Consider the following 20,049-nt stretch of genomic DNA (forward strand, 5'->3'; position numbering starts at 1 on the left):
CGGGAGTCAAACATGCAGGAAAGTTATAAGGTCCTTGTCGTTGATGATGACATGCGTCTGCGTGCGCTGCTTGAGCGCTATCTGAGTGAGCAGGGTTTCCAGGTCCGTACCGCCGCGAATGCGGAACAGATGGATCGCCTGCTGACGCGTGAATCTATCCATCTTATTGTCCTGGATCTGATGTTACCGGGCGAAGACGGGCTGTCTATCTGCCGCCGTCTGAGAAGCCAGAATAACCCGATTCCGATCATTATGGTGACGGCGAAAGGGGAAGAAGTGGATCGCATCGTCGGGCTGGAAATTGGTGCGGATGATTATATTCCGAAGCCGTTTAACCCGCGCGAACTGCTGGCGCGTATCCGTGCGGTGCTGCGCCGTCAGGCGAATGAACTGCCGGGTGCACCATCCCAGGATGATGCGGTGATTCAGTTCGGTAAGTTCAAACTGAACCTCGGCACCCGTGAGATGTTCCACGAAGATGAAAACATGCCGCTGACCAGCGGTGAGTTCGCCGTGCTGAAAGTGCTGGTGTCACACCCGCGCGAACCGCTGTCCCGCGATAAGCTGATGAGCCTGGCGCGCGGCCGTGAGTACAGTGCGATGGAACGTTCAATCGATGTGCAGATTTCCCGTCTGCGCCGCATGATTGAGGAAGATCCGACACATCCGCGTTATATCCAGACCGTATGGGGACTGGGTTACGTGTTCGTTCCGGACGGCAACAAGGCATGAAGCGGCTGCGGTTCTCGCCGAGGAGCACCTTTTCGCGTTCGTTATTTCTGGTCATCTTTCTGTTGTTTGCAACCATAACAACAAGTTATCTGGCCGTTGTGAATTTCATTGTGATGCCCAGCCTGCAGCAGTTTAACCGGGTGCTGGCCTATGAAGTGCGCACACTGATGAGCGAAGAGATGGTGCTGAAGGACGGAACCGCGGTACGTGTTTCTCCGGCGCTGCGTAAGAAAATTTATGAAGAGCTGGGCATTACCTTTTTTACCGAAGAGACAGCCGATGAGGGCGGACTGCGCTGGGCGCGTCATTTTGAATCCCTCAGTAAACAGATGAGCCATTATCTGGACGGTTATGCGGATGTCCGGCTGGAAGTCAGCCGTGATTATCCCGTGCTGTGGCTGAACTCCTATATTGCCCCGGATGTCTGGGTGAGAGTGCCGCTGACCGAAATCGGTCAGGATCAGTTCTCGCCGGTCTTCCGTTATATTTTTGCCTTTCTGCTGATTGTCTTTGCAGGTGTCTGGGTATTTATCCGCTATCAGAACCGTCCGCTGACCGAGCTGGAATCCGCAGCCCGGCAGATCGGCACCGGCGGCCCGCTGGTTCCGGTACGGGAAGCCGGGGCGGCAGAAGTGCGATCAGTTATCCGCTCGTTTAACCAGATGTCCAGAGATATCAAAACGCTGGAGCAGGATCGCACTGTGCTGATGGCCGGTGTCAGCCATGATCTGCGCACGCCGCTGACCCGCATCCGCCTGGCAACGGAAATGATGAACCCGGATGACGATTATCTGGCGGAATCCATCAACAATGATATTGAAGAGTGTGATGGTATCATTGAGCAGTTTATGGCGTATCTGCGCACCGGCCGTGAGATGGAGATGATGCATCTGGAACTGACATCCGTCCTCAATGAGGTGATTGAAGCGCACATCCACTCGGATGTCACACTTCAGAATGATGTTATTCAGGCGCCGGTTTATCTCACCGGTAACCCGATTGCGATTAAACGCGCACTGGGCAATATGCTGGTTAATGCCACCCGCTACGGCAACGGCTGGATCCGTGTCAGCAGCGGCAGTGATGAGCATTTCGCCTGGTTCCAGGTGGAAGATGACGGCAACGGTATTGACGAGGCCGATATTCCGGATCTGTTCCAGCCGTTTGTACAGGGTGAAAAAGCGCGCAGTAATAAAGGTACCGGGCTGGGGCTGGCAATTCTGCGCCGGATTGTGGATGCACATGACGGCAAAATTGATGTCGGCCGCAGTCAGCGCGGCGGATTCCGTATCCGCGTGATGCTGCCGCTGCCGGATGACAGAGATGATTAATTATTATGACAGCAGCATGTCATCGTCATATGACTGTCATAAACCCCTGCGGTAAGCAATTATCTCAGGGGTTTTACTTTTAATATCAATAAAATCATAAAATTACAGCCTTGCCTCGTTTTTGTGTTTCCCCGTCATTTTTCCGGTTTTGTGTCCCCGCGCACCTGCAGTGTCATAAAACTGTCATATAACCTACATATTATTGTCACCAGATTGTCCTATTTTCCCTCATGTTCCGACATTAACCAGATACAACGTTTATCGTCATTATCTATAAATCCCGTCAGGAGGGATCATGAAACCGATGCGTACCGCAGTAGCCACTGTTATGGCAGCGACACTTTCTCTCTCTGCATTTTCTGCATTTGCCGCGACCAGTCTGACCGGGGCGGGTGCAACATTCCCTGCGCCGGTGTATGCGCAATGGGCTGATACTTACCAGAAAGAAACCGGTAACAAAGTTAACTACCAGGGGATTGGTTCCTCCGGCGGTGTGAAGCAGATTGTGGCCAATACCGTTGATTTCGGGGCGTCAGATGCGCCGCTGTCCGAAGATAAACTGGCCGCAGATAATTTATTCCAGTTCCCGACCGTGATCGGCGGTGTGGTGCTGGCCGTCAACCTGCCGGGTCTGAAGTCCGGTGAACTGGTGCTCGATGGTAAAACCCTGGGTGATATCTACCTGGGTAAAATCAAAAAATGGAATGACCCGGCGATCACCAAACTGAACCCGTCAGTTAAGCTGCCGGATCAGGATATCGCGGTTGTCCGCCGTGCGGATGGTTCCGGTACCTCTTTCGTCTTCACCAGCTACCTGTCAAAAGTCAGCCCTGACTGGAAAGAGAAGGTCGGTGCAGGCTCTACCGTTAACTGGCCGGTTGGTCTGGGCGGTAAAGGTAACGACGGTATCGCAGCATTCGTTCAGCGTCTGCCGGGCTCTATCGGTTACGTGGAATATGCCTATGCCAAACAGAATAAACTGGCTTACACCAAGCTGATTTCTGCGGATGGTGATGCGGTTTCCCCGACCGGCGAAAGCTTCAGTAACGCAGCACGTAAAGCCGAGTGGTCAAAAAGCTTCGCTCAGGATCTGACTAATCAGCCGGGTCCGAATGCATGGCCGATTACTTCCACCACCTTCATCCTGGTTCACACCAATCAGAAAGATGCTGCCAAAGGTCAGGAAGTACTGAAATTCTTTGACTGGGCATACAAGAATGGCGGTGAGCAGGCAGAAAAACTGGATTACGCTGTACTGCCGAAAGAAGTCATTGAACAGGTCCGTGCATCATGGAAAACCAGTGTCAAAGACAGCAGCGGCAAGCCGCTGTACTGATACGGCAGATGATGAAGTAACGATTTATCAGTAATTGATCCCCCCGCACCGGGGGGATCTGTGTAAAAACGGAAGCGACTATGGCCGAACTGAAAACGGCAATGAAACCACCAGGCAAACGCGGCGACCAACTTTTCAGTGCTCTGGTAAAACTGGCAGCGCTGATTACGCTATTGTTACTTGGCGGAATTATTATTTCACTGATTATTGCGTCATGGCCGAGCATTGAAAAATTCGGCTTAGGTTTCTTATGGAATAAAGAGTGGAACCCGCCGGCGGAAGAGTACGGGGCACTGGTACCGATTTACGGCACCATCGTGACCTCGGTTATCGCCCTGCTGATTGCGGTCCCGGTGAGTTTCGGGATTGCACTGTTCCTGACAGAACTGGCACCGAACTGGCTGCGCCGTCCGCTGGGTATCGCGATCGAGCTGTTAGCCGCTATTCCGAGTATCGTTTACGGCATGTGGGGACTGTTTGTCTTTGCCCCGCTGTTTGCCACCTATTTCCAGCAGCCGGTCGGCGAGGTGATGTCGAGCATCCCGATTGTCGGCGAGCTGTTCTCCGGTCCGGCCTTCGGGATCGGGATCCTGGCGGCGGGCGTTATCCTCGCCATCATGATTATTCCGTATATTGCCTCGGTGATGCGTGATGTATTTGAGCAGACGCCGGTGATGATGAAAGAATCCGCTTACGGCATCGGCTGTACCACCTGGGAGGTGATCTGGCGGATTGTGCTGCCGTACACCAAGAACGGGGTGATCGGCGGCGTAATGCTGGGTCTGGGTCGTGCCCTGGGGGAGACCATGGCGGTGACCTTTATCATCGGTAACACCTATCAGCTGGACAGCTTCTCGCTGTATATGCCGGGCAACAGTATTACCTCGGCGCTGGCAAACGAGTTCGCGGAAGCAGAATCCGGGCTGCACACTGCGGCACTGATGGAACTGGGGCTGATTCTGTTTGTCATCACCTTTATCGTCCTCGCTATCTCCAAATTTATGGTGATGCGTCTGAATAAGAAAGAGGGACGCTGAGATGGCTGAAATGAATATTCAACAACCGAAAGTGGATATCAGCGCACGGCAGAAACGCCAGTTCTGGCGCCGTCAGAAAAACCGCGTTGCTCTGTTTTTATCCATGTCCACGATGGCATTCGGGCTGTTCTGGTTAATCTGGATCCTGTTCTCGACCGTCACCAAAGGGATGGACGGCATGTCGCTGGCGCTGTTCACCGAAATGACACCGCCGCCGAATACCGAAGGCGGGGGTCTGGCGAACGCTATTGTCGGTTCCGGCCTGCTGATCTTATGGGCGACTGTTATCGGGACACCGCTGGGTATTCTTGCCGGGATTTATCTGGCGGAATACGGCCGCAAGTCCTGGCTGGCGGAAGTTACCCGTTTTATTAATGACATTTTGTTATCCGCACCGTCGATTGTGGTCGGGCTGTTTGTTTACACCATCGTGGTGATGCAGATGCAGCACTTCTCCGGCTGGGCGGGGGTGATTGCCCTGGCACTGTTACAGATCCCGATTGTTATCCGTACCACGGAAAACATGCTGCGTCTGGTGCCGGACAGCCTGCGCGAAGCGGCGTATGCCCTCGGCACACCAAAATGGAAAATGATTTCAGCGATTACCCTGAAAGCCTCGGTCTCCGGGATTATCACCGGGGTGCTGCTGGCGATTGCCCGTATTGCCGGGGAAACGGCGCCGCTGCTCTTTACCTCCCTCTCCAACCAGTTCTGGAGTACGGATCTGATGCAGCCGATTGCCAACCTGCCGGTCACCATCTTCAAGTTTGCCATGAGTCCGTTTGCGGAGTGGCAGAGTCTGGCCTGGGCGGGTGTCCTGCTGATCACACTGTGTGTGCTGTTAATTAATATCGTGGCGCGTGTGCTGTTTGCGAAGAAAAAGCACTGATTAAATGACTGCGGATGAATGAGAGAGAGTCATGAGTAAAATTCAAAACGTAACCGAAAGCAAAATTCAGGTTCGTGATCTGAACTTCTATTACGGCCAGTTCCACGCGCTGAAAAACATTTCGCTGGATATCGCCAAAAATAAAGTCACGGCCTTTATCGGCCCGTCCGGTTGCGGGAAATCGACCCTGCTGCGTACCTTCAATAAAATGTACGCGCTGTATAATGAACAGCGGGCGGAGGGGGAGATCCTGCTGGATGGCACCAATATTCTGACCGATACCCAGGATATCGCGTTATTACGCGCCAAAGTCGGCATGGTGTTCCAGAAGCCGACGCCGTTCCCGATGTCTATTTATGACAATATTGCCTTTGGTGTCCGTTTGTTTGAAAAACTGCCGCGCGCCGAGATGGATGAGCGGGTACAGTGGGCGCTGACCAAAGCAGCTCTGTGGAACGAAACCAAAGATAAACTGCATCAGAGTGGCTACAGCCTCTCCGGCGGTCAGCAGCAGCGTCTGTGTATTGCCCGCGGAATTGCTATCCGTCCTGAGGTACTGCTGCTGGATGAGCCGTGTTCGGCACTGGATCCTATCTCCACCGGGCGTATTGAAGAGCTTATCAGTGAACTGAAATCGGAATACACCGTGGTGATTGTCACCCATAACATGCAGCAGGCGGCGCGCTGTTCTGACCACACTGCGTTTATGTATCTGGGCGAACTGATTGAATTCAGTGATACTGATACCCTGTTTACCACCCCGGGTAAGAAACAAACTGAAGATTACATCACCGGTCGTTATGGCTGATGCGGAGACAATCATGGAAAATCTGAATCACAATAAACATATTTCCGGGCAGTTTAATGCTGAATTAGAGCATATCCGCACAGAAATGATGACAATGGGCGGGCTGGTGGAAGAGCAGCTCAGCAAAGCGATCACCGCCATGCATAACCAGGACGAAGACCTGGCGCGTGAGGTTATCGCCGGTGACAAGCAGGTCAACATCATGGAAGTGATGATTGATGAAGCCTGTGTCCGCATTATTGCCAAACGCCAGCCGACCGCGAGCGACCTGCGTCTGATTATGGCGATCTCCAAAACTATCGCCGAGCTGGAACGCATCGGGGATGTGGCGGATAAAATTGCCAAAACCGCGCTGGAAAAATTTTCACAGCAGCATCAGCCGCTGCTGGTCAGCCTGGAATCCCTCGGCCGCCATGCTATCCAGATGCTGCATGATGTGCTGGATGCCTTTGCGCGTATGGATATTCAGGAAGCTATCCGTATCTACCGTGAAGACCAGAAAGTAGACCAGGAATATGAGGGGATTGTCCGTCAGTTAATGACCTATATGATGGAAGATCCGCGCACTATCCCGAGTGTTCTGACCGCGCTGTTCTGTGCCCGCTCTATCGAGCGTATCGGTGACCGCTGCCAGAATATCTGTGAATTTATCTTCTACTATGTGAAGGGACAGGATTTCCGCCATGTGAAAGGGGATGATGTGGAACGTATCCTGCTCGGCGAGCACGTGATTGAAGTTTCTGCGGGCAGCGGCAGTAACAATGGAAAGCCGGCATGACCTGACTAATATCTGCCTGATTCGTCTCTGTTTTATTTTTGCCTGACCCCGGAGTTAACTCCGGGGTTTATTATTTTAGATTATATTTATTTGTTTGGTGAATATATTTAAGTCGATAGATCGCTAATGGCGATTATTGTTTTTTCAGCTCATTTGTCTTTGGGTCATATATTCTGATTACCACATTTAGTTATATCTATTTAGTAATTCTTTAAATATCAATAAATTATATCAAATTTTCTATTATTGATAAGTTATAATGTGTTTTTTTATAATTTATATATTAAATACAGTGCATTGTGAATTTATCAGAATTAAATTCTGATTAAATAAAAAAATAAACATTATCATGCTGAGGGAGTGCGGGTAGTATACCGAAACGATAGAAGAAGCTGATTTTCTATCAGGACATGTATAATTAATTGTTATTTATGTTCGGGGTGGCGCTATTTTCCGGACAGAAAAACAAGATAATATTGAATGAAAGTATAGTGTGTATTTTCATTAATTCCATATATAACCTATAACCTCAGTTAAAATAGTATGAATATAAAATATATTTCTTTACTGATTTGCAGCCTCCTTTTGTCTGAAAATGCTATCTCTGCTGTTCATATCAGAAATGAATCAAATATAGTACTTGAAAATGGTGATACACAAAATGTAAATGCCGGAGAAGCTGTTGCAGATACTACCATTAATAATGGCGGATATCAGACTGTTACCGGATCAGAGGACAGCTTTGCGCATGCGGATAATACAGTTATCAATGATGGCGGTGTTCAGGATGTATTTGCTGACGGTATTGCTACCGGTACGAAAATTAATGACGGAGGTGAGCAAAATATCCTGAGTTCGGGTACGGCTAATGATACCGTTATTGAAAATGGCGGAACCCAGCATTTATATGGCAGTGATGGTGCTATTGCACATGCGGATAACACTTTGATTAATGAAGGCGGACTTCAGTCAGTTTCACATAACTCTCTGGCAACGGGAACTACCATTAATGGCGGTGAACAACGGGTATTCGGTGACGCTGTGGATACCACTATCAATAATGGCGGATACCAAAAGGTCACCGGTGCAGGTCACGGGGCTTATTTTGCACATGCGGATAAGACCGTAATTAATGAAGGTGGGATCCAGTATGTCGGAAATAATGGTATTGCATCAAATACTGTCATTAATAATCAAGGGCTTCAACAAATAACTAATGGCGGGAAATCTGTAAATAGTGTTATTAATGGTGGTGGGTATCTGGAAGTCTTTCTCGGAGGAACGGCGGATAATACGGTAGTTAATAATGAAGGGTGGCTGATTTTACATCATGGTGCTTCAGCGGCAGATTCAACGACGGTCGGTACCGGCGGTAATATGCTGATGGAGCACGGAGCTTCAGCGGGCGATATTGATTCAGCCGGTAATATTATCATTACTGAAGGTGACGGTTCTCATATTGTCAGAATGGGTAATTTTAAGAACAGCGGTTTCTTGTCAGTTGATGGTTCTGCTATTGGTACCACAATAATTGTCGATGGTAATTACACCGGTGCTGATGGTCATCTCAATTTTAATGCGGTATTAGGTGATGATAATTCACTGACGGATAAACTTGTTGTTAATGGTAATACAGCAGGTAATACCTATGTCAGCGTGAATAATCTCGGTGGTAAAGGTGATAAAACGCTGAATGGTATTGAGCTGATCACGGTAAACGGGGAGTCTGACGGTATTTTTACCCGTGACGGCCGTATTGTTGCCGGTGCTTATGATTATTCACTGGTTCGTGGTCAGGAGGAAAATGCTAAAAACTGGTATCTTACCAGTGAACAGAATACACCGGATGATCTTGAACAGGTCCATATTACCCGTCCGGAAAGTGGCAGTTATATCGCTAATATAGCTGCGGCTAATGCTATGTTCGATATTAGTCTGCATGACCACCCCGGGGAAACTCAATATACGGATGCACTGACAGGTGAAAAGAAAGTAATCGGTCTGTGGCTGCGTAATACCGGAAATCATAACCGCTGGCGTGACAGTGGTAATCAGCTGAAAACCAGAAGTAACAGTTATGCCGTACAACTCGGCGGGGATATCGCGCAATGGAGCACAGACGGTGCAGATCGCTTATCCTGGGGACTTATGGCCGGTTACGGTCATAATCACAATAAAACACATGCTTCACTCACCGGTTATAGTTCTGAGGGGGATATCAATGGTTATAGCATTGGTACTTATGGTTCATGGTTCGCGAATGAGGATAAATCGGGCTTATATACTGATGTCTGGCTGCAATATAATTGGTTCCATAATCATGTACACGGACAAGGGCTGGCAAGTGAATCTTATAAATCCAAAGGTGTAACTACTTCATTTGAAACAGGTTATGTTCTTCCGGTAAATAAGTTTTCAGAGGGGCATAATACCTCGGAATGGTATTTTCAGCCCCGGGCGCGGTTAACATGGATGAATGTGAAAGCGGATAATCACAGAGAATCAAATGGTACTTATGTCAGCAGTGACGGAGAGGGTAATATTCAAACCAGCTTAGGGTTACGTACGTATATAAAGACTGAAATAAATAAAGGCGATAATATTGAACCATTCGTTGAAATGAACTGGTTACATAACACCCGTAATTACAGTGTGAAAATGGATGATATCCGTATCACCCGGGCAGGTGCAAAAAATATTGGTGAAATTAAACTGGGTACTGAGGGACAGATAAACTCATATCTGAATTTATGGGGAGATGTTGGCGTTCAGGTGGGAGATAGAGGATATAATAATACTATGGTTATGATAGGAGCCAAAATTAACCTTTAACAACTTTATACCCGCAATCAAACTATTTTTCATTTATATCAAATCCGGGAGTTTTATTTATTCCCGGATTTGGCATGTATTTTAATGTAGTTTTTTCTCTGTCCGCACATTGCGTCCTTTATCATTAATACTGATCAGCGTGACGGACTCTCCTGCAGATAATTGCCCTGTATATGCCACCCGGCTCTCTGAATAAGGGGCGAGCATCACAGTGCTGATATGTGACGGCGGATTATCTCCGCCGGAGACGAGCGCGGATAATGTGAAATAGTAAGGTGCCGGGTTTTTCAGTATCAGCATTTCTCCTGATAACGAGGCAGAAATCTGTTCCGGGACCGCATCCGGCAGCTGCGGCAGGCCATCCGGCCGGTAAAACAGCTTTATCCGTGTCCGCAGGGCAAATTGCAGGGTATTACCGGTGGTAGCTGTCTTCGCCGGGATATCCACTACATTGAGATAAAAAACCGATTCCCGGTCGCGGGGGAGATTGTTTTTCAGAACACGGATTTTCAGCTGCTGTCCGCCGCCCCCGGCTAACCGCGTCACCGGCGGTACCACCATAAACGGGGCACTGCTGGTTTCCGGCGAGGAATTGATGTCCCCCTCATCCACCCAGCTTTGTACCAGTGACGGCATTTCCCCGCTGTTGGTCAGCTGGATCTCTGTATTTTCCTGATTGCCCGGAAAAATTACCCGCGTGGTATTGATGACAACACCAGCGCATACCGCCTGCATGTACAGGAGCAGAATGATTAGAATGCCTGTCCGCATCGTGTCCTCCGGCGGTTCAGTTGTAGGAAAAAACCAGAGTCGCGGAACTGCTCATTTTTCCCTGTGTCACTGTGCCCGGACTGTAGGGGTAGTAATACGCGCCGAGATCGACAGAGAAAGCCGGTGAAACCGCACTGCCTTTGGCGGCAGTGAAAATGCTGGTGGCACTGCCCTGAGCATTGGCACTGTCAGAAAACTGCACCGGGCTGCTGAGGTTATTGGCTTTCACCACCCTGAAGCCGACACCGCCCGCACCGCCGGAAACGGTATTGGTCAGCACGGTTTTATCGGACGGCTGTAAATTGGACGACGACAGGAACATGGCAATATCCCGGGACGCGGTGTTACCCGGGAGGAGGCCGCCACAGGTAAAATTGAGCCGGAACGGGGTGTATCCGGCTTTATCCGTGGTTTTAACGGCATTGATGCTCATCAGGGGCAGATTGACGGTCAGCCCGGCATTGGTAAAGGTGCAGGTGGTCACCGGCGGATTATAGGTAATCTGCACCGGCTGCAAAAACATATCATTCGGATCAGCCGGCCATTGCAGTGTCAGTAAAAACTGTAAAATCTTACTGACAAGCGCGGCCAGCCAGCCTACCAGCCCCAGGGTGGTGGCATCAGAGGCAAAAATGACTGGTGTAATCGTCACTGTATCACCCGGGACTTTGGTGTAGTTACCGGTTGGTGTAGTGACGAGATCAAAACGCAGTGTGAAACCGGTATTGAGTTCTGTCCCGTTGTGAGTACCTGCTGCCAGGCCGGAAACACTCTTTGTTGTCTGAGCCGTCAGGGTGATATTGACGAGTTGTGCGCCGTTATTAAATCCGATTGTGGCTGTCCGGCCATTAAAAGGAGAGTCGATTCCGATGGTATTCGGGAAAAGGGGCAGCGCGGCAGTACAGGTGAACGGGCCGCTGAAGTTGGTCTGAGATACTTTCGATACGGTTGTGGTGGAGCCGATCAAATCAGCGGAAAGATTCAGTATCACGGCCGGTGCTGTCTGGGTGGATGTTGCAGAGCAGGTGGCATAAGCCGCCCGGCTGCTTATCACCGTCAGGAATAAAAGTAATACAGCGGCGGATGTTTTCATCATTGTTTCCTTTTACCGGCAGATATTGTGGTTTTTATCCGGGGTGACCACCGGATTGCGGATAACACACTGCTGTTTTCCGTCTGCCGTCAGTTTTATGATCAGCGATGACGGCAACTGCCCGCTTTTCAGATAGAGCAGCCCCGACTGCCCGACATACCCCAGCGGCTGATGCTGCTCATCGGTCACTTCTGTGCCGAACGGCAGTGTGCCGCCGTTTTCCCGTGCTGCCTGCAGAATGAAGGTCTGACGGGGATCGGTTTCCATACGGATATAACTGACCGCGCCTTTATACGGGCTGACCTGGCCGATATTGCCGGTCACTTCGGCACCTGAACTTTTTTCTGTGTCTGACAGGGTGTAAGAATTGGCGCGGTAAGGGACGGATTGTGTCATCAGCACCACACCATCACTGTTTGTCAGGGATGCTTTATCCGAATTCACCATCCGGTTACCGGCCTGCGGGGCATCAATAATGGTATAGGTATTGCCGGTGTCACCGGACACGGCGATGTGGCCCGGGATAGCGACGATAGTTCCTTTTGCCCCGGCGCCCGCCTGACGGTAATCGTTCCCCTCACTGAATGAGCCGGACAGGGTGCTGTACGGATTGCGGTAAGTAAGGTTCGCGCCCGCCAGGTTACTGCCGCCGTTCTGGTTTGAGCCGGTCAGCGTGTAGTTAACCAAATCATCTTTACCGGCTGTGCCGCTCAGGCTGACGGTCGCCTGCTGATAACGGGAATCGGTGGCGTAAATACCGCTGCTGAGTGATGCACTTTTACCGAAAACAGAAATCGGCACGCTGACATTCAGGTAAAACCGGGTTTCATTTTTATCATCAAAATTGCGGGTGCGTGATGCAGACACGGTATAGCTGATCTCGTTATAACTGTTTGAATATCCAAGCTGATATTCCCGGTTGCTGCCGCCGGAATTCCAGTAATCCCGGTGTGTGCCGGAGATATAAATCACCCCCCGGTTCTCGCCCAGATACTGATTTAAATTCACGGTGAAGGTATTTTTAGCGCGTGCGCCGCGCATGGCATCCATCGTCATCAGATCCGGTATCTGACGCGGTGTGTTATCGGTGAGGTTTTCCTGCTCATTACGGTAAGCATCCCACGCCCGGTAGTTATCCTGCTGATAGATGGCATCGGTGAAACTGTAAAAATTCCCGGTGGAGTAGCGGTATGTCGCGAGAGTCAGGTTGGTTGAGGTGGTGCTGACAAACTTACTGTAGGCGATACGGTAGCTCTGGCCGCTTTTGCGGCCGGTTTTAAAGTCCGCATCCGCCTGTGTCACATCAACAGAAAGCGCACCGAACGGCAGATTCCAGGCGCTTCCCGCCAAAAGAGAGCGGTAATCTTTTCCGGTAATCCCGCCGGTATACAGTGTCACGGTATTATTCAGCCCGTAACGGAATTCCCCCTGCACAAACTCCGGGCGGTAGTGTGTATTATCCAGCCGGGCCTGACCGGCGGTCAGACTGTAATTATAAATTCCCTCTTTCAGCATATCGGGTACAGCGGAGAAGGGGACGGTAAATGATTCTTTCCGTCCGTCTGCTTCCTGAATAATGACAGAGAAATCGCCGCTGCCGCCGGTCGGCTGAATATCACGGAACATAAACTCACCCGGCGGTACGTTTTCCTGAAAAATAAGATTGCCGTTCTGGTAAATACTGACGAGGGCGTTGGTCTGAGCAACACCCCGGATGATTGGTGCGAATCCCTGGCCGGACGGCGGCAGCATATTCATATCCGTTCCCAGTGATGCGCCTCTGAATTTAAAACTGCCGAACAGCGAAGGTGGCGTATAAAAATCCCCCAGTGTCAGCGCAGATAAAATACGGCTGATCGGGCGGTAAAGGTAACGGCTGTTATTTTTCCAGCCTTTGTGTCCGCCGGAATAAGAGGTATAAACCGATTCATCGCGGAATTGCCAGACACCGAGGTTCAGCCCGGAGTTTACTGTGGCAAAAAAGCTGTCATTGCTCTGTTTGTTATTCTTTTTTTGTCTGGCGTTATAGTAATTAACGTTATAGCCGAGAATAACGGCGGGCTGCCCGTGATCCCATAATTCCGGGTCAATATAACCGGCATCGGCGGTCTTTACCCCGATTTGCGGCACGGACAAATCTAACCGTAATGTACTTTTATTCAGGTGGTAAGTCAGTCCGGAAGTCAGATCATCTGCCGGAACCGGCTGTTTCTCTGCGGATAATGTTTTCGCGTCATCAGAAAGATTCAGCCCGAGCTTATTAATATCTTCCGGCTGAAAATTCAGGGCATTATTATGCTCCCCTACTTCAACGGTAAACTGACCTTTCCAGGTGTTATTGACATAAACGTCCATCAGTTGATCGCCGGACGGCAGTGTATTTTCCTGATATAAACGTGAAATATCCCCTTTAGCGGATTCACCGGCCAGCAGGGTGGTATCGAACTCTTCCGTGAAGCCTTCGCGGGGATAGCTCCATAATCCGGCAATAATCAGAATCGGCAGGCAGTGTTGTGTTTTCACGTTATTATCGTCCGTCAGAAGGTAATATTCTTCGACTTATACACACCGTAATCATCCACATAGGTCACTGAGGCATTACGGGCTGCGGGTTTATTTTTCAGTGGCAATTGTTTTTCAGAAAATGGCGGAATCATTTCGGAGGCGGCCAGCCAGGTGTGGCTGCTGTCATTAGCATTGACCGCCGCAATGGTAAAATGATACGGGGAATTATTAGTGACGGATAAATGGTCACCGTTGAGCTTCCACTGAATATTATCAATAACCGTTTCCGGATTTGCCGTCAGCCCGGCTGGGCGGTAAAACAGCTTTATCCGTGACCGCAGGGCCACCTGTAACACACTTTTTCCTTTGGCATTGGCGGGCGTGGCCGGAATATCCAGCACACTGAGATAAAAGACACTTTCCCGGTCATCCGGTAGTTTTTCATTATTTTTCTTTATTTTAAGCTGCTGTCCCTGCATTCCGTCTATTTTGACAATCGGCGGATAAACATAAAACGGGGAACTGCTGTTTTCCGGTGTGGCATTAATGTCACCGTCATCCGTCCAGCTCTGGGCTAATGATGATGTCTGGCTGTTATTATTTAGCTGAACAGTAATACTGTCATTTTCTTCATGATAAATAAGCCGGGTCCCGTTAATCACGATATTGGCGGTGGCATTAGCGGATAAAATAAGCATCATCAGAAAAAAGAATCGGCGTTTCATTATATTCCCCTGTAAACAGTCAGGCTTTTTGACAAGCCTGACTGTCTGACAATGGTTATAAATAAGAGACTGTATAAATCACGTTGGAATGTACAGGCCCGACTTTTGCAGGAGAGGTATTGGTTTTGTAATAACTGGCAATTAATGTCACCTGATCCGATGCCGGAGCGGTTTTATCTCCCTTCACTCCGGTGTCATACGCCGCATTCAGTGAAAGTGCCACTGACGGTGCGGTTGTTGACGATAAACTGAACCCGACATTTTTCGCGACAGACGGATCCCCTTCATTAACGGTATCGTTAATCAGGTAGTTTCCGGTTGACGATATATTGTTAGGGGACGCGAAATGTATTTTCAGGTTACTTCCGGGCGGGACTGAAGCGGGTGCACAATCAGAGAATGTCATGGTAAATGCTTTCTGATTTTTGGTAATGACGGTATTTGCGGTTACCCCGGCATCCGTTACTGTAATAGGATCTAATAATACGGCGAAGTCGGCGCTGTTGCCTCCGTTAATGGTACAGGTGGTATCACTGATAGCACCTGTGATGTTTATAATCCCGCCCGCAGCAGTGACCGCGGACGCTGAGCCTGAAAAAAAGGCGGCAGAAACTAATGCCGTAATAAGCGTTTTCTTTAACATGGTTAACTCCGGTAAAAATAAGATACCAGACTGACAAAAATAAGAGGCTATTTTTGCGGATTTTCATTTAAAGAGACTAATAAGAATCAGTCTCTTTAAATCTAGAATCATTAGGTATATTTACCAGTGCTTGATTTTTAATTTTACAGATATGTGATTATTGTCAAAATTTATAAATTTTCCTTTTCAGGATTTGTATTTTTTCATAAGTTCGGTTTCATTTTTTATTTTGGTGATAATGGAAAGATAAATATACAGATAATGAGATGTGATTATTTATTAACGGGTTGCTGACAAATAATTTCTTTTGGATATTAATTTTAATTAACGTCTTTATGGTTCGTTTAGCATTTCTTATAATGATCAGGAAATATTTCCGCAGAAAAGATAACGTATGATTTTATTTCAATAAATAATCATAAGTAATGTAATTAATTTTTTAATAAAAATGGATAAATTAAAGATAATAGCTTGTTATTGCGGAGAGCGGCTCTGCCCTTGTGTTCATCTTAGAACAATCAGTTATGGAATTATTCTTTCTTAGTATTTCAGGAACTAAGCAGGAGTTGATAGCGTGAGATGGTGATTTACACAAATTGACGTTTTCCGTGACTGATTCCAGGGGTATGTATGAAACCGACATTATTTGTTCCGGCTCTGCTTGCCGGTTTAGCATTAGTAAGTGGTACAGCACAGGCTGATAAGCTTGATGATATTCAGAAAGCCGGGGTGATCCGTATTTCGGTTTTTGACAGCAACCCGCCGTTCGGATTTATCGATCCGCAGACCAAAAAACTGGCCGGTTATGACGTGGATATTGCACAGGCTGTTGCCGATGACCTCGGTGTGAAGCTGGAACTGCGTCCGACCAACCCGGCAAACCGCATTCCGCTGCTGATCTCCGGTAAAGTGGATTTAATCGGGGCGAACTTCACCATTACCGATGAGCGTGCGAAACAGGTGGATTTTTCCATTCCTGATTTTCAGACCGGACAAAAATTTATTGCCCGCAAAGGCGTGCTGAAAACCCCGGAAGATGTGGCAAAACTGCGTATCGGTGCGGATAAAGGCACGGTTCAGGAAGTGACGCTGCGCGAGAAATATCCGGGCACCAAAGTGATTTCTTATGATGATACCCCGCTGGCCTTCGCGGCACTGCGTAATGGTAACGTCGATGCTATCACGCAGGATGATGCCAAACTGGTCGGGTTGCTCGGTAACCTGCCGGAGTCAGTAAAAGCGGAGTTTGAACTCTCTCCGTTCAGTCTGACCCGTGAATACCAGGCGCTGGCGGCGCCGAAAGGAGAAACCCGTCTGGTGGAAGCGGTGAACAAAACCCTGCTGAAACTCGAAAGTGAGGGCAAATCACAGCAGATTTATAACCAGTGGTTTGGTCCGGGCACCAAAGCCGAACAACCGCGCGGTGAATTTAAGTTCGCTCCGCTGGCTGATCAGCCGAAGTAACGTGAGTGTGTTTTCTGAATCAGGCCTCACTCCGGTGAGGCTTCCTGCATTTGTGCGGTAACAGACGGGATTAGCGGATGTTTGAGCAATTTATAAGTGCGCACTTACTTGCGCCGGAATATCTGGAATGGCTGGGGCAGGGGTTTGTGATCACCCTGCTTATCTCATTCTGGACGATTCTCGCGGCGACACTGCTGGGTTTTCTGCTGGTGGCTGGGCGGGACAGTCAGCTCGCACCGCTCCGCTGGTTAGTCAGTGCTTACACCAGTGTATTCCGTAATACGCCGCTGCTGGTGCAGCTGTTTTTCTGGTATTTCGCCTCCGGGGAAATTCTGCCGCAGGCGCTGAAAATCTGGCTGAACACGCCGCATGAAATTGAACTGGCCGGGCTGACACTCGCATGGCCGTCATTTGAATTTATCGCCGGGTGGTTCGGACTGACACTCTATTCCGCGCCGTTCATTGCAGAAGAATTACGGGCGGGGATTGCCGGGATCGGGCGGCAGCAAAAATCAGCCGCGCTGGCGCTCGGGCTGACTCCGTGGCAGTCCATGCGTTATGTGGTGCTGCCGCAGGCGGTCAGAATCGCCATGCCGCCGCTGCTCGGGCAGTATATGAATGTGGTGAAAAACTCGTCCCTGACTATGGCGATCGGTGTGGCTGAACTCTCTTATGCATCACGTCAGGTGGAAAGTCAGTCCTTACAAACCTTTGAGGCCTTCGGGGTCGCGACAATCCTCTATATCGCCATTATTGCCGTAATGGAAGCCTTCGGGCAGTGGCGGACACAACGGGCACTGGCACAGGGGCATTAAGATGGATTTTTCCGTAATTTGTGACAACTGGGAATACCTGTTGTTCGGCACTTTCCCGGACGGTCCGCTGGAAGGTGCGGCGCTGACGCTGGTGATCAGCCTGATTGCCGGAGCCATTTCCGTGGTACTCGGAACTATCGGCGGGGTGATGCTGGCGATGCTGCGCGGCTGGTGGGTAAACCTGTTTGCGGCATTTCTCGGGTTTTTCCGCGCTATTCCCATCATTATGCTGATATTTTGGGTCTATTTCCTGCTGCCGATTGCCTTTGGTGTGGATGTGCCGGAAATCACTACGGTCGTCTGCGCACTGGCACTGGTGACCTCGGCTTATATCGCCCACGGTGTGAAGGCCGGTATTCTGGCTATCGGCAAAGGGCAGTGGCAGGCAGGGATGTCTCTCGGCTTCAGCCGGTGGGAAGTGCTGTGGCATATCGTGTTGCCGCAGGCGCTGCGGATGATGATCCCATCCTTTATTAATCAGTGGATTGCGCTGATTAAAGACACCTCGCTGGCCTATATCGTCGGTGTGGGGGAACTGTCGTTCCTCGCGTCTCAGGTCAATAACCGCAGTATGGTCTACCCGACAGAGATTTTCCTGTTTGTCGCTTTTATCTATTTTGTGATGTGTTCCGGGCTGGAACTGGGTGCGAATGCCCTGATGCGCCGTTATTCATTACAGCGGCAGCCCCGTCAGTCATGGCTTGCCCGTCTGTTCGGCCGCGGCAGGGAGAAACCGGTACAGTTGTCAGAAAAACCGGCCGCCTGTACATCATAAGTTTGATCAGTGACAATCCCGGTACAGTTAATGGCCGGGATTTTCCCGCAATGAAACGCAAACGTTTTCTTTTTGAAAATGATGCGGTAGGATAAGCCGAAAAAAACAAATTTCCGGGACTTCTTATTCATGACTACTCCGACTTCCGGCACTGATTCTCATCAGGGCCTGCTCCAGCGCGTGTTCAAATTACAGGAACACGGTACCACTGTCCGCACAGAAATTATTGCCGGGCTGACCACCTTCCTCACCATGGTGTATATCATCTTTGTAAACCCGCAGATCCTCTCTTTCGCCGGGATGGATATCAAAGCGGTGTTTGTCACCACCTGTCTGATTGCTGCCATCGGCAGTATCGGAATGGGGCTATTTGCTAACCTGCCGGTGGCGGTTGCACCGGCAATGGGGCTGAATGCCTTTTTCGCCTTTGTGGTGGTGGGTGCGATGCACTACTCCTGGGAAGTGGCGATGGGCGCAATTTTCTGGGGCGCAGTCGGGCTGTTTATCCTGACCTTACTGCGCATCCGTTACTGGCTGATTGCTCATATCCCGCTGAGTCTGCGGGTCGGTATCACCAGTGGTATCGGGCTGTTTATCGCCATGATGGGGCTGAAAAACGCCGGTATTATTGTGCCGAACCCGGATACTCTGGTAACTATCGGTAAGTTTACCGATCACAGTGTGGTTCTGGGTGCACTGGGTTTCTTTATTATCGCTATTCTGGCTGCGCGCAATATCCACGCTGCAGTGCTGGTATCGATTGTGGTGACAACCTCCATCGGGCTTTTCCTCGGGGATGTGACCTACAAGGGCGTGTTTGATGTGCCGCCGGGGATCACCTCGGTTGTCGGCCATGTCGATATTATGGGCGCACTGGATTTATCCCTCGCCGGGATTATCTTCTCGTTTATGCTGGTGAACCTGTTTGACTCCTCCGGCACCCTGATCGGCGTAACAGACAAAGCCGGGCTGGCGGATGAAAAAGGCCGTTTCCCGAACATGAAAAAAGCGCTGTATGTGGACAGTATCAGCTCCGTTGCCGGTTCTGCGATGGGGACATCCTCTGTTACCGCATTTATTGAAAGTACCTCCGGGGTTTCTGTCGGCGGGCGTACCGGCCTGACAGCTATCGTGGTCGGCCTGCTGTTCCTCGCGGCTATCTTTATTTCACCGCTGGCATCAATGGTGCCGGCCTATGCCACTGCCGGAGCACTGATTTATGTCGGTGTGCTGATGACCTCCAGCCTGGTGCGGGTAAACTGGAATGATCTGACCGAATCTGTTCCGGCGTTTGTGACTGCCGTGATGATGCCGTTCAGTTTCTCTATCACTGAAGGGATTGCATTAGGGTTTATCGCTTACTGCGCAATGAAGCTGGGTACCGGCCGCTGGCGTGAGCTGAACCTGTGTGTGGTGGTGGTATCACTGCTGTTTATTCTTAAAATGGTATTTGTGGACGCCTGATTACGATCCGTCTGAACAGACCCCCGGCAGCCGGACAACTGCTGCCGGGGG

The 20,049-nt window shown here is 49.8% G+C and carries 17 protein-coding genes; 12 read left to right on the forward strand and 5 right to left on the reverse strand.

Annotated features, from left to right (window positions below):
• The first annotated feature begins 12 nt into the window (after window positions 1-12).
• The 8 genes from ompR (at window position 13) to ACSBQN_RS16870 (ending at window position 9,743) form a co-directional block, all read left to right on the forward strand.
• Window positions 13-732 (forward strand): osmolarity response regulator transcription factor OmpR, encoded by a 720-nt coding sequence (gene ompR / locus ACSBQN_RS16835; RefSeq protein WP_004237971.1) that lies wholly within the window; start codon window positions 13-15, stop codon window positions 730-732.
• Window positions 729-2,063: a two-component system sensor histidine kinase EnvZ gene (gene envZ, locus ACSBQN_RS16840; protein ID WP_024474736.1), complete on the forward strand. Its 1,335-nt coding sequence runs from the start codon at window positions 729-731 to the stop codon at window positions 2,061-2,063. The genes ompR and envZ overlap by 4 nt, the downstream gene beginning before the upstream one ends.
• Before the next feature lie 295 nt (window positions 2,064-2,358).
• Window positions 2,359-3,399 carry a phosphate ABC transporter substrate-binding protein PstS gene (gene pstS / locus ACSBQN_RS16845; protein WP_024474737.1) on the forward strand — a complete coding sequence of 347 codons (1,041 nt, stop codon included), beginning with the start codon at window positions 2,359-2,361 and terminating at the stop codon, window positions 3,397-3,399.
• An 80-nt stretch (window positions 3,400-3,479) separates the two neighbouring features.
• Complete coding sequence (gene pstC / locus ACSBQN_RS16850; RefSeq protein WP_004237976.1) at window positions 3,480-4,436, forward strand: phosphate ABC transporter permease PstC; 957 nt, start codon at window positions 3,480-3,482, stop codon at window positions 4,434-4,436.
• Between the two features lies 1 nt (window position 4,437).
• Window positions 4,438-5,325, forward strand: coding sequence for a phosphate ABC transporter permease PstA (pstA, locus tag ACSBQN_RS16855; protein WP_004237977.1), 888 nt, complete (start codon window positions 4,438-4,440; stop codon window positions 5,323-5,325).
• Window positions 5,326-5,356: 31 nt separating this feature from the next.
• Complete coding sequence (gene pstB, locus ACSBQN_RS16860; protein WP_004237979.1) at window positions 5,357-6,133, forward strand: phosphate ABC transporter ATP-binding protein PstB; 777 nt, start codon at window positions 5,357-5,359, stop codon at window positions 6,131-6,133.
• Window positions 6,134-6,146: 13 nt separating this feature from the next.
• The gene (phoU, locus tag ACSBQN_RS16865; protein ID WP_024474738.1) at window positions 6,147-6,911 is read left to right on the forward strand and encodes a phosphate signaling complex protein PhoU; all 765 of its coding nucleotides are present in this window, start codon (window positions 6,147-6,149) and stop codon (window positions 6,909-6,911) included.
• Window positions 6,912-7,454: 543 nt separating this feature from the next.
• Window positions 7,455-9,743, forward strand: coding sequence for an autotransporter outer membrane beta-barrel domain-containing protein (locus ACSBQN_RS16870; protein WP_024474739.1), 2,289 nt, complete (start codon window positions 7,455-7,457; stop codon window positions 9,741-9,743).
• A gap of 81 nt (window positions 9,744-9,824) precedes the next feature.
• On the opposite strand, the gene ACSBQN_RS16875 is transcribed toward ACSBQN_RS16870, so the two are convergent.
• From ACSBQN_RS16875 to ACSBQN_RS16895, 5 genes are read right to left on the reverse strand one after another with little or no spacing between them, the layout of a single operon-like run.
• On the reverse strand, window positions 9,825-10,514 hold the full coding sequence (locus ACSBQN_RS16875; protein ID WP_024474740.1) for a fimbrial biogenesis chaperone: 690 nt from the start codon (window positions 10,512-10,514) through the stop codon (window positions 9,825-9,827).
• 16 nt (window positions 10,515-10,530) lie between these two features.
• Window positions 10,531-11,610, reverse strand: coding sequence for a fimbrial protein (locus ACSBQN_RS16880; protein ID WP_024474741.1), 1,080 nt, complete (start codon window positions 11,608-11,610; stop codon window positions 10,531-10,533).
• A gap of 9 nt (window positions 11,611-11,619) precedes the next feature.
• Window positions 11,620-14,130, reverse strand: coding sequence for a fimbria/pilus outer membrane usher protein (locus tag ACSBQN_RS16885; protein ID WP_354633086.1), 2,511 nt, complete (start codon window positions 14,128-14,130; stop codon window positions 11,620-11,622).
• A gap of 14 nt (window positions 14,131-14,144) precedes the next feature.
• Window positions 14,145-14,837 carry a fimbrial biogenesis chaperone gene (locus ACSBQN_RS16890; protein WP_024474742.1) on the reverse strand — a complete coding sequence of 231 codons (693 nt, stop codon included), beginning with the start codon at window positions 14,835-14,837 and terminating at the stop codon, window positions 14,145-14,147.
• A 55-nt stretch (window positions 14,838-14,892) separates the two neighbouring features.
• The gene (locus tag ACSBQN_RS16895; RefSeq protein WP_004237987.1) at window positions 14,893-15,480 is read right to left on the reverse strand and encodes a fimbrial protein; all 588 of its coding nucleotides are present in this window, start codon (window positions 15,478-15,480) and stop codon (window positions 14,893-14,895) included.
• 630 nt (window positions 15,481-16,110) lie between these two features.
• Here ACSBQN_RS16895 and ACSBQN_RS16900 point away from each other — a divergent pair.
• The 4 genes from ACSBQN_RS16900 (at window position 16,111) to ACSBQN_RS16915 (ending at window position 19,998) form a co-directional block, all read left to right on the forward strand.
• The gene (locus ACSBQN_RS16900) at window positions 16,111-16,944 is read left to right on the forward strand and encodes an ABC transporter substrate-binding protein (RefSeq protein ID WP_024474743.1); all 834 of its coding nucleotides are present in this window, start codon (window positions 16,111-16,113) and stop codon (window positions 16,942-16,944) included.
• Window positions 16,945-17,021: 77 nt separating this feature from the next.
• Entirely contained in the window at window positions 17,022-17,759 is a 738-nt protein-coding gene (locus ACSBQN_RS16905; protein ID WP_024474744.1) for an amino acid ABC transporter permease, read from the forward strand.
• A 1-nt stretch (window position 17,760) separates the two neighbouring features.
• Window positions 17,761-18,534, forward strand: coding sequence for an amino acid ABC transporter permease (locus tag ACSBQN_RS16910; RefSeq protein WP_024474745.1), 774 nt, complete (start codon window positions 17,761-17,763; stop codon window positions 18,532-18,534).
• 129 nt (window positions 18,535-18,663) lie between these two features.
• Window positions 18,664-19,998: an NCS2 family permease gene (locus ACSBQN_RS16915; RefSeq protein ID WP_004904701.1), complete on the forward strand. Its 1,335-nt coding sequence runs from the start codon at window positions 18,664-18,666 to the stop codon at window positions 19,996-19,998.
• Window positions 19,999-20,049: the final 51 nt, after the last annotated feature.

Origin of the sequence: Morganella sp. B601, assembly GCF_051172335.1 — a bacterium.
Lineage (GTDB): Bacteria > Pseudomonadota > Gammaproteobacteria > Enterobacterales > Enterobacteriaceae > Morganella > Morganella morganii.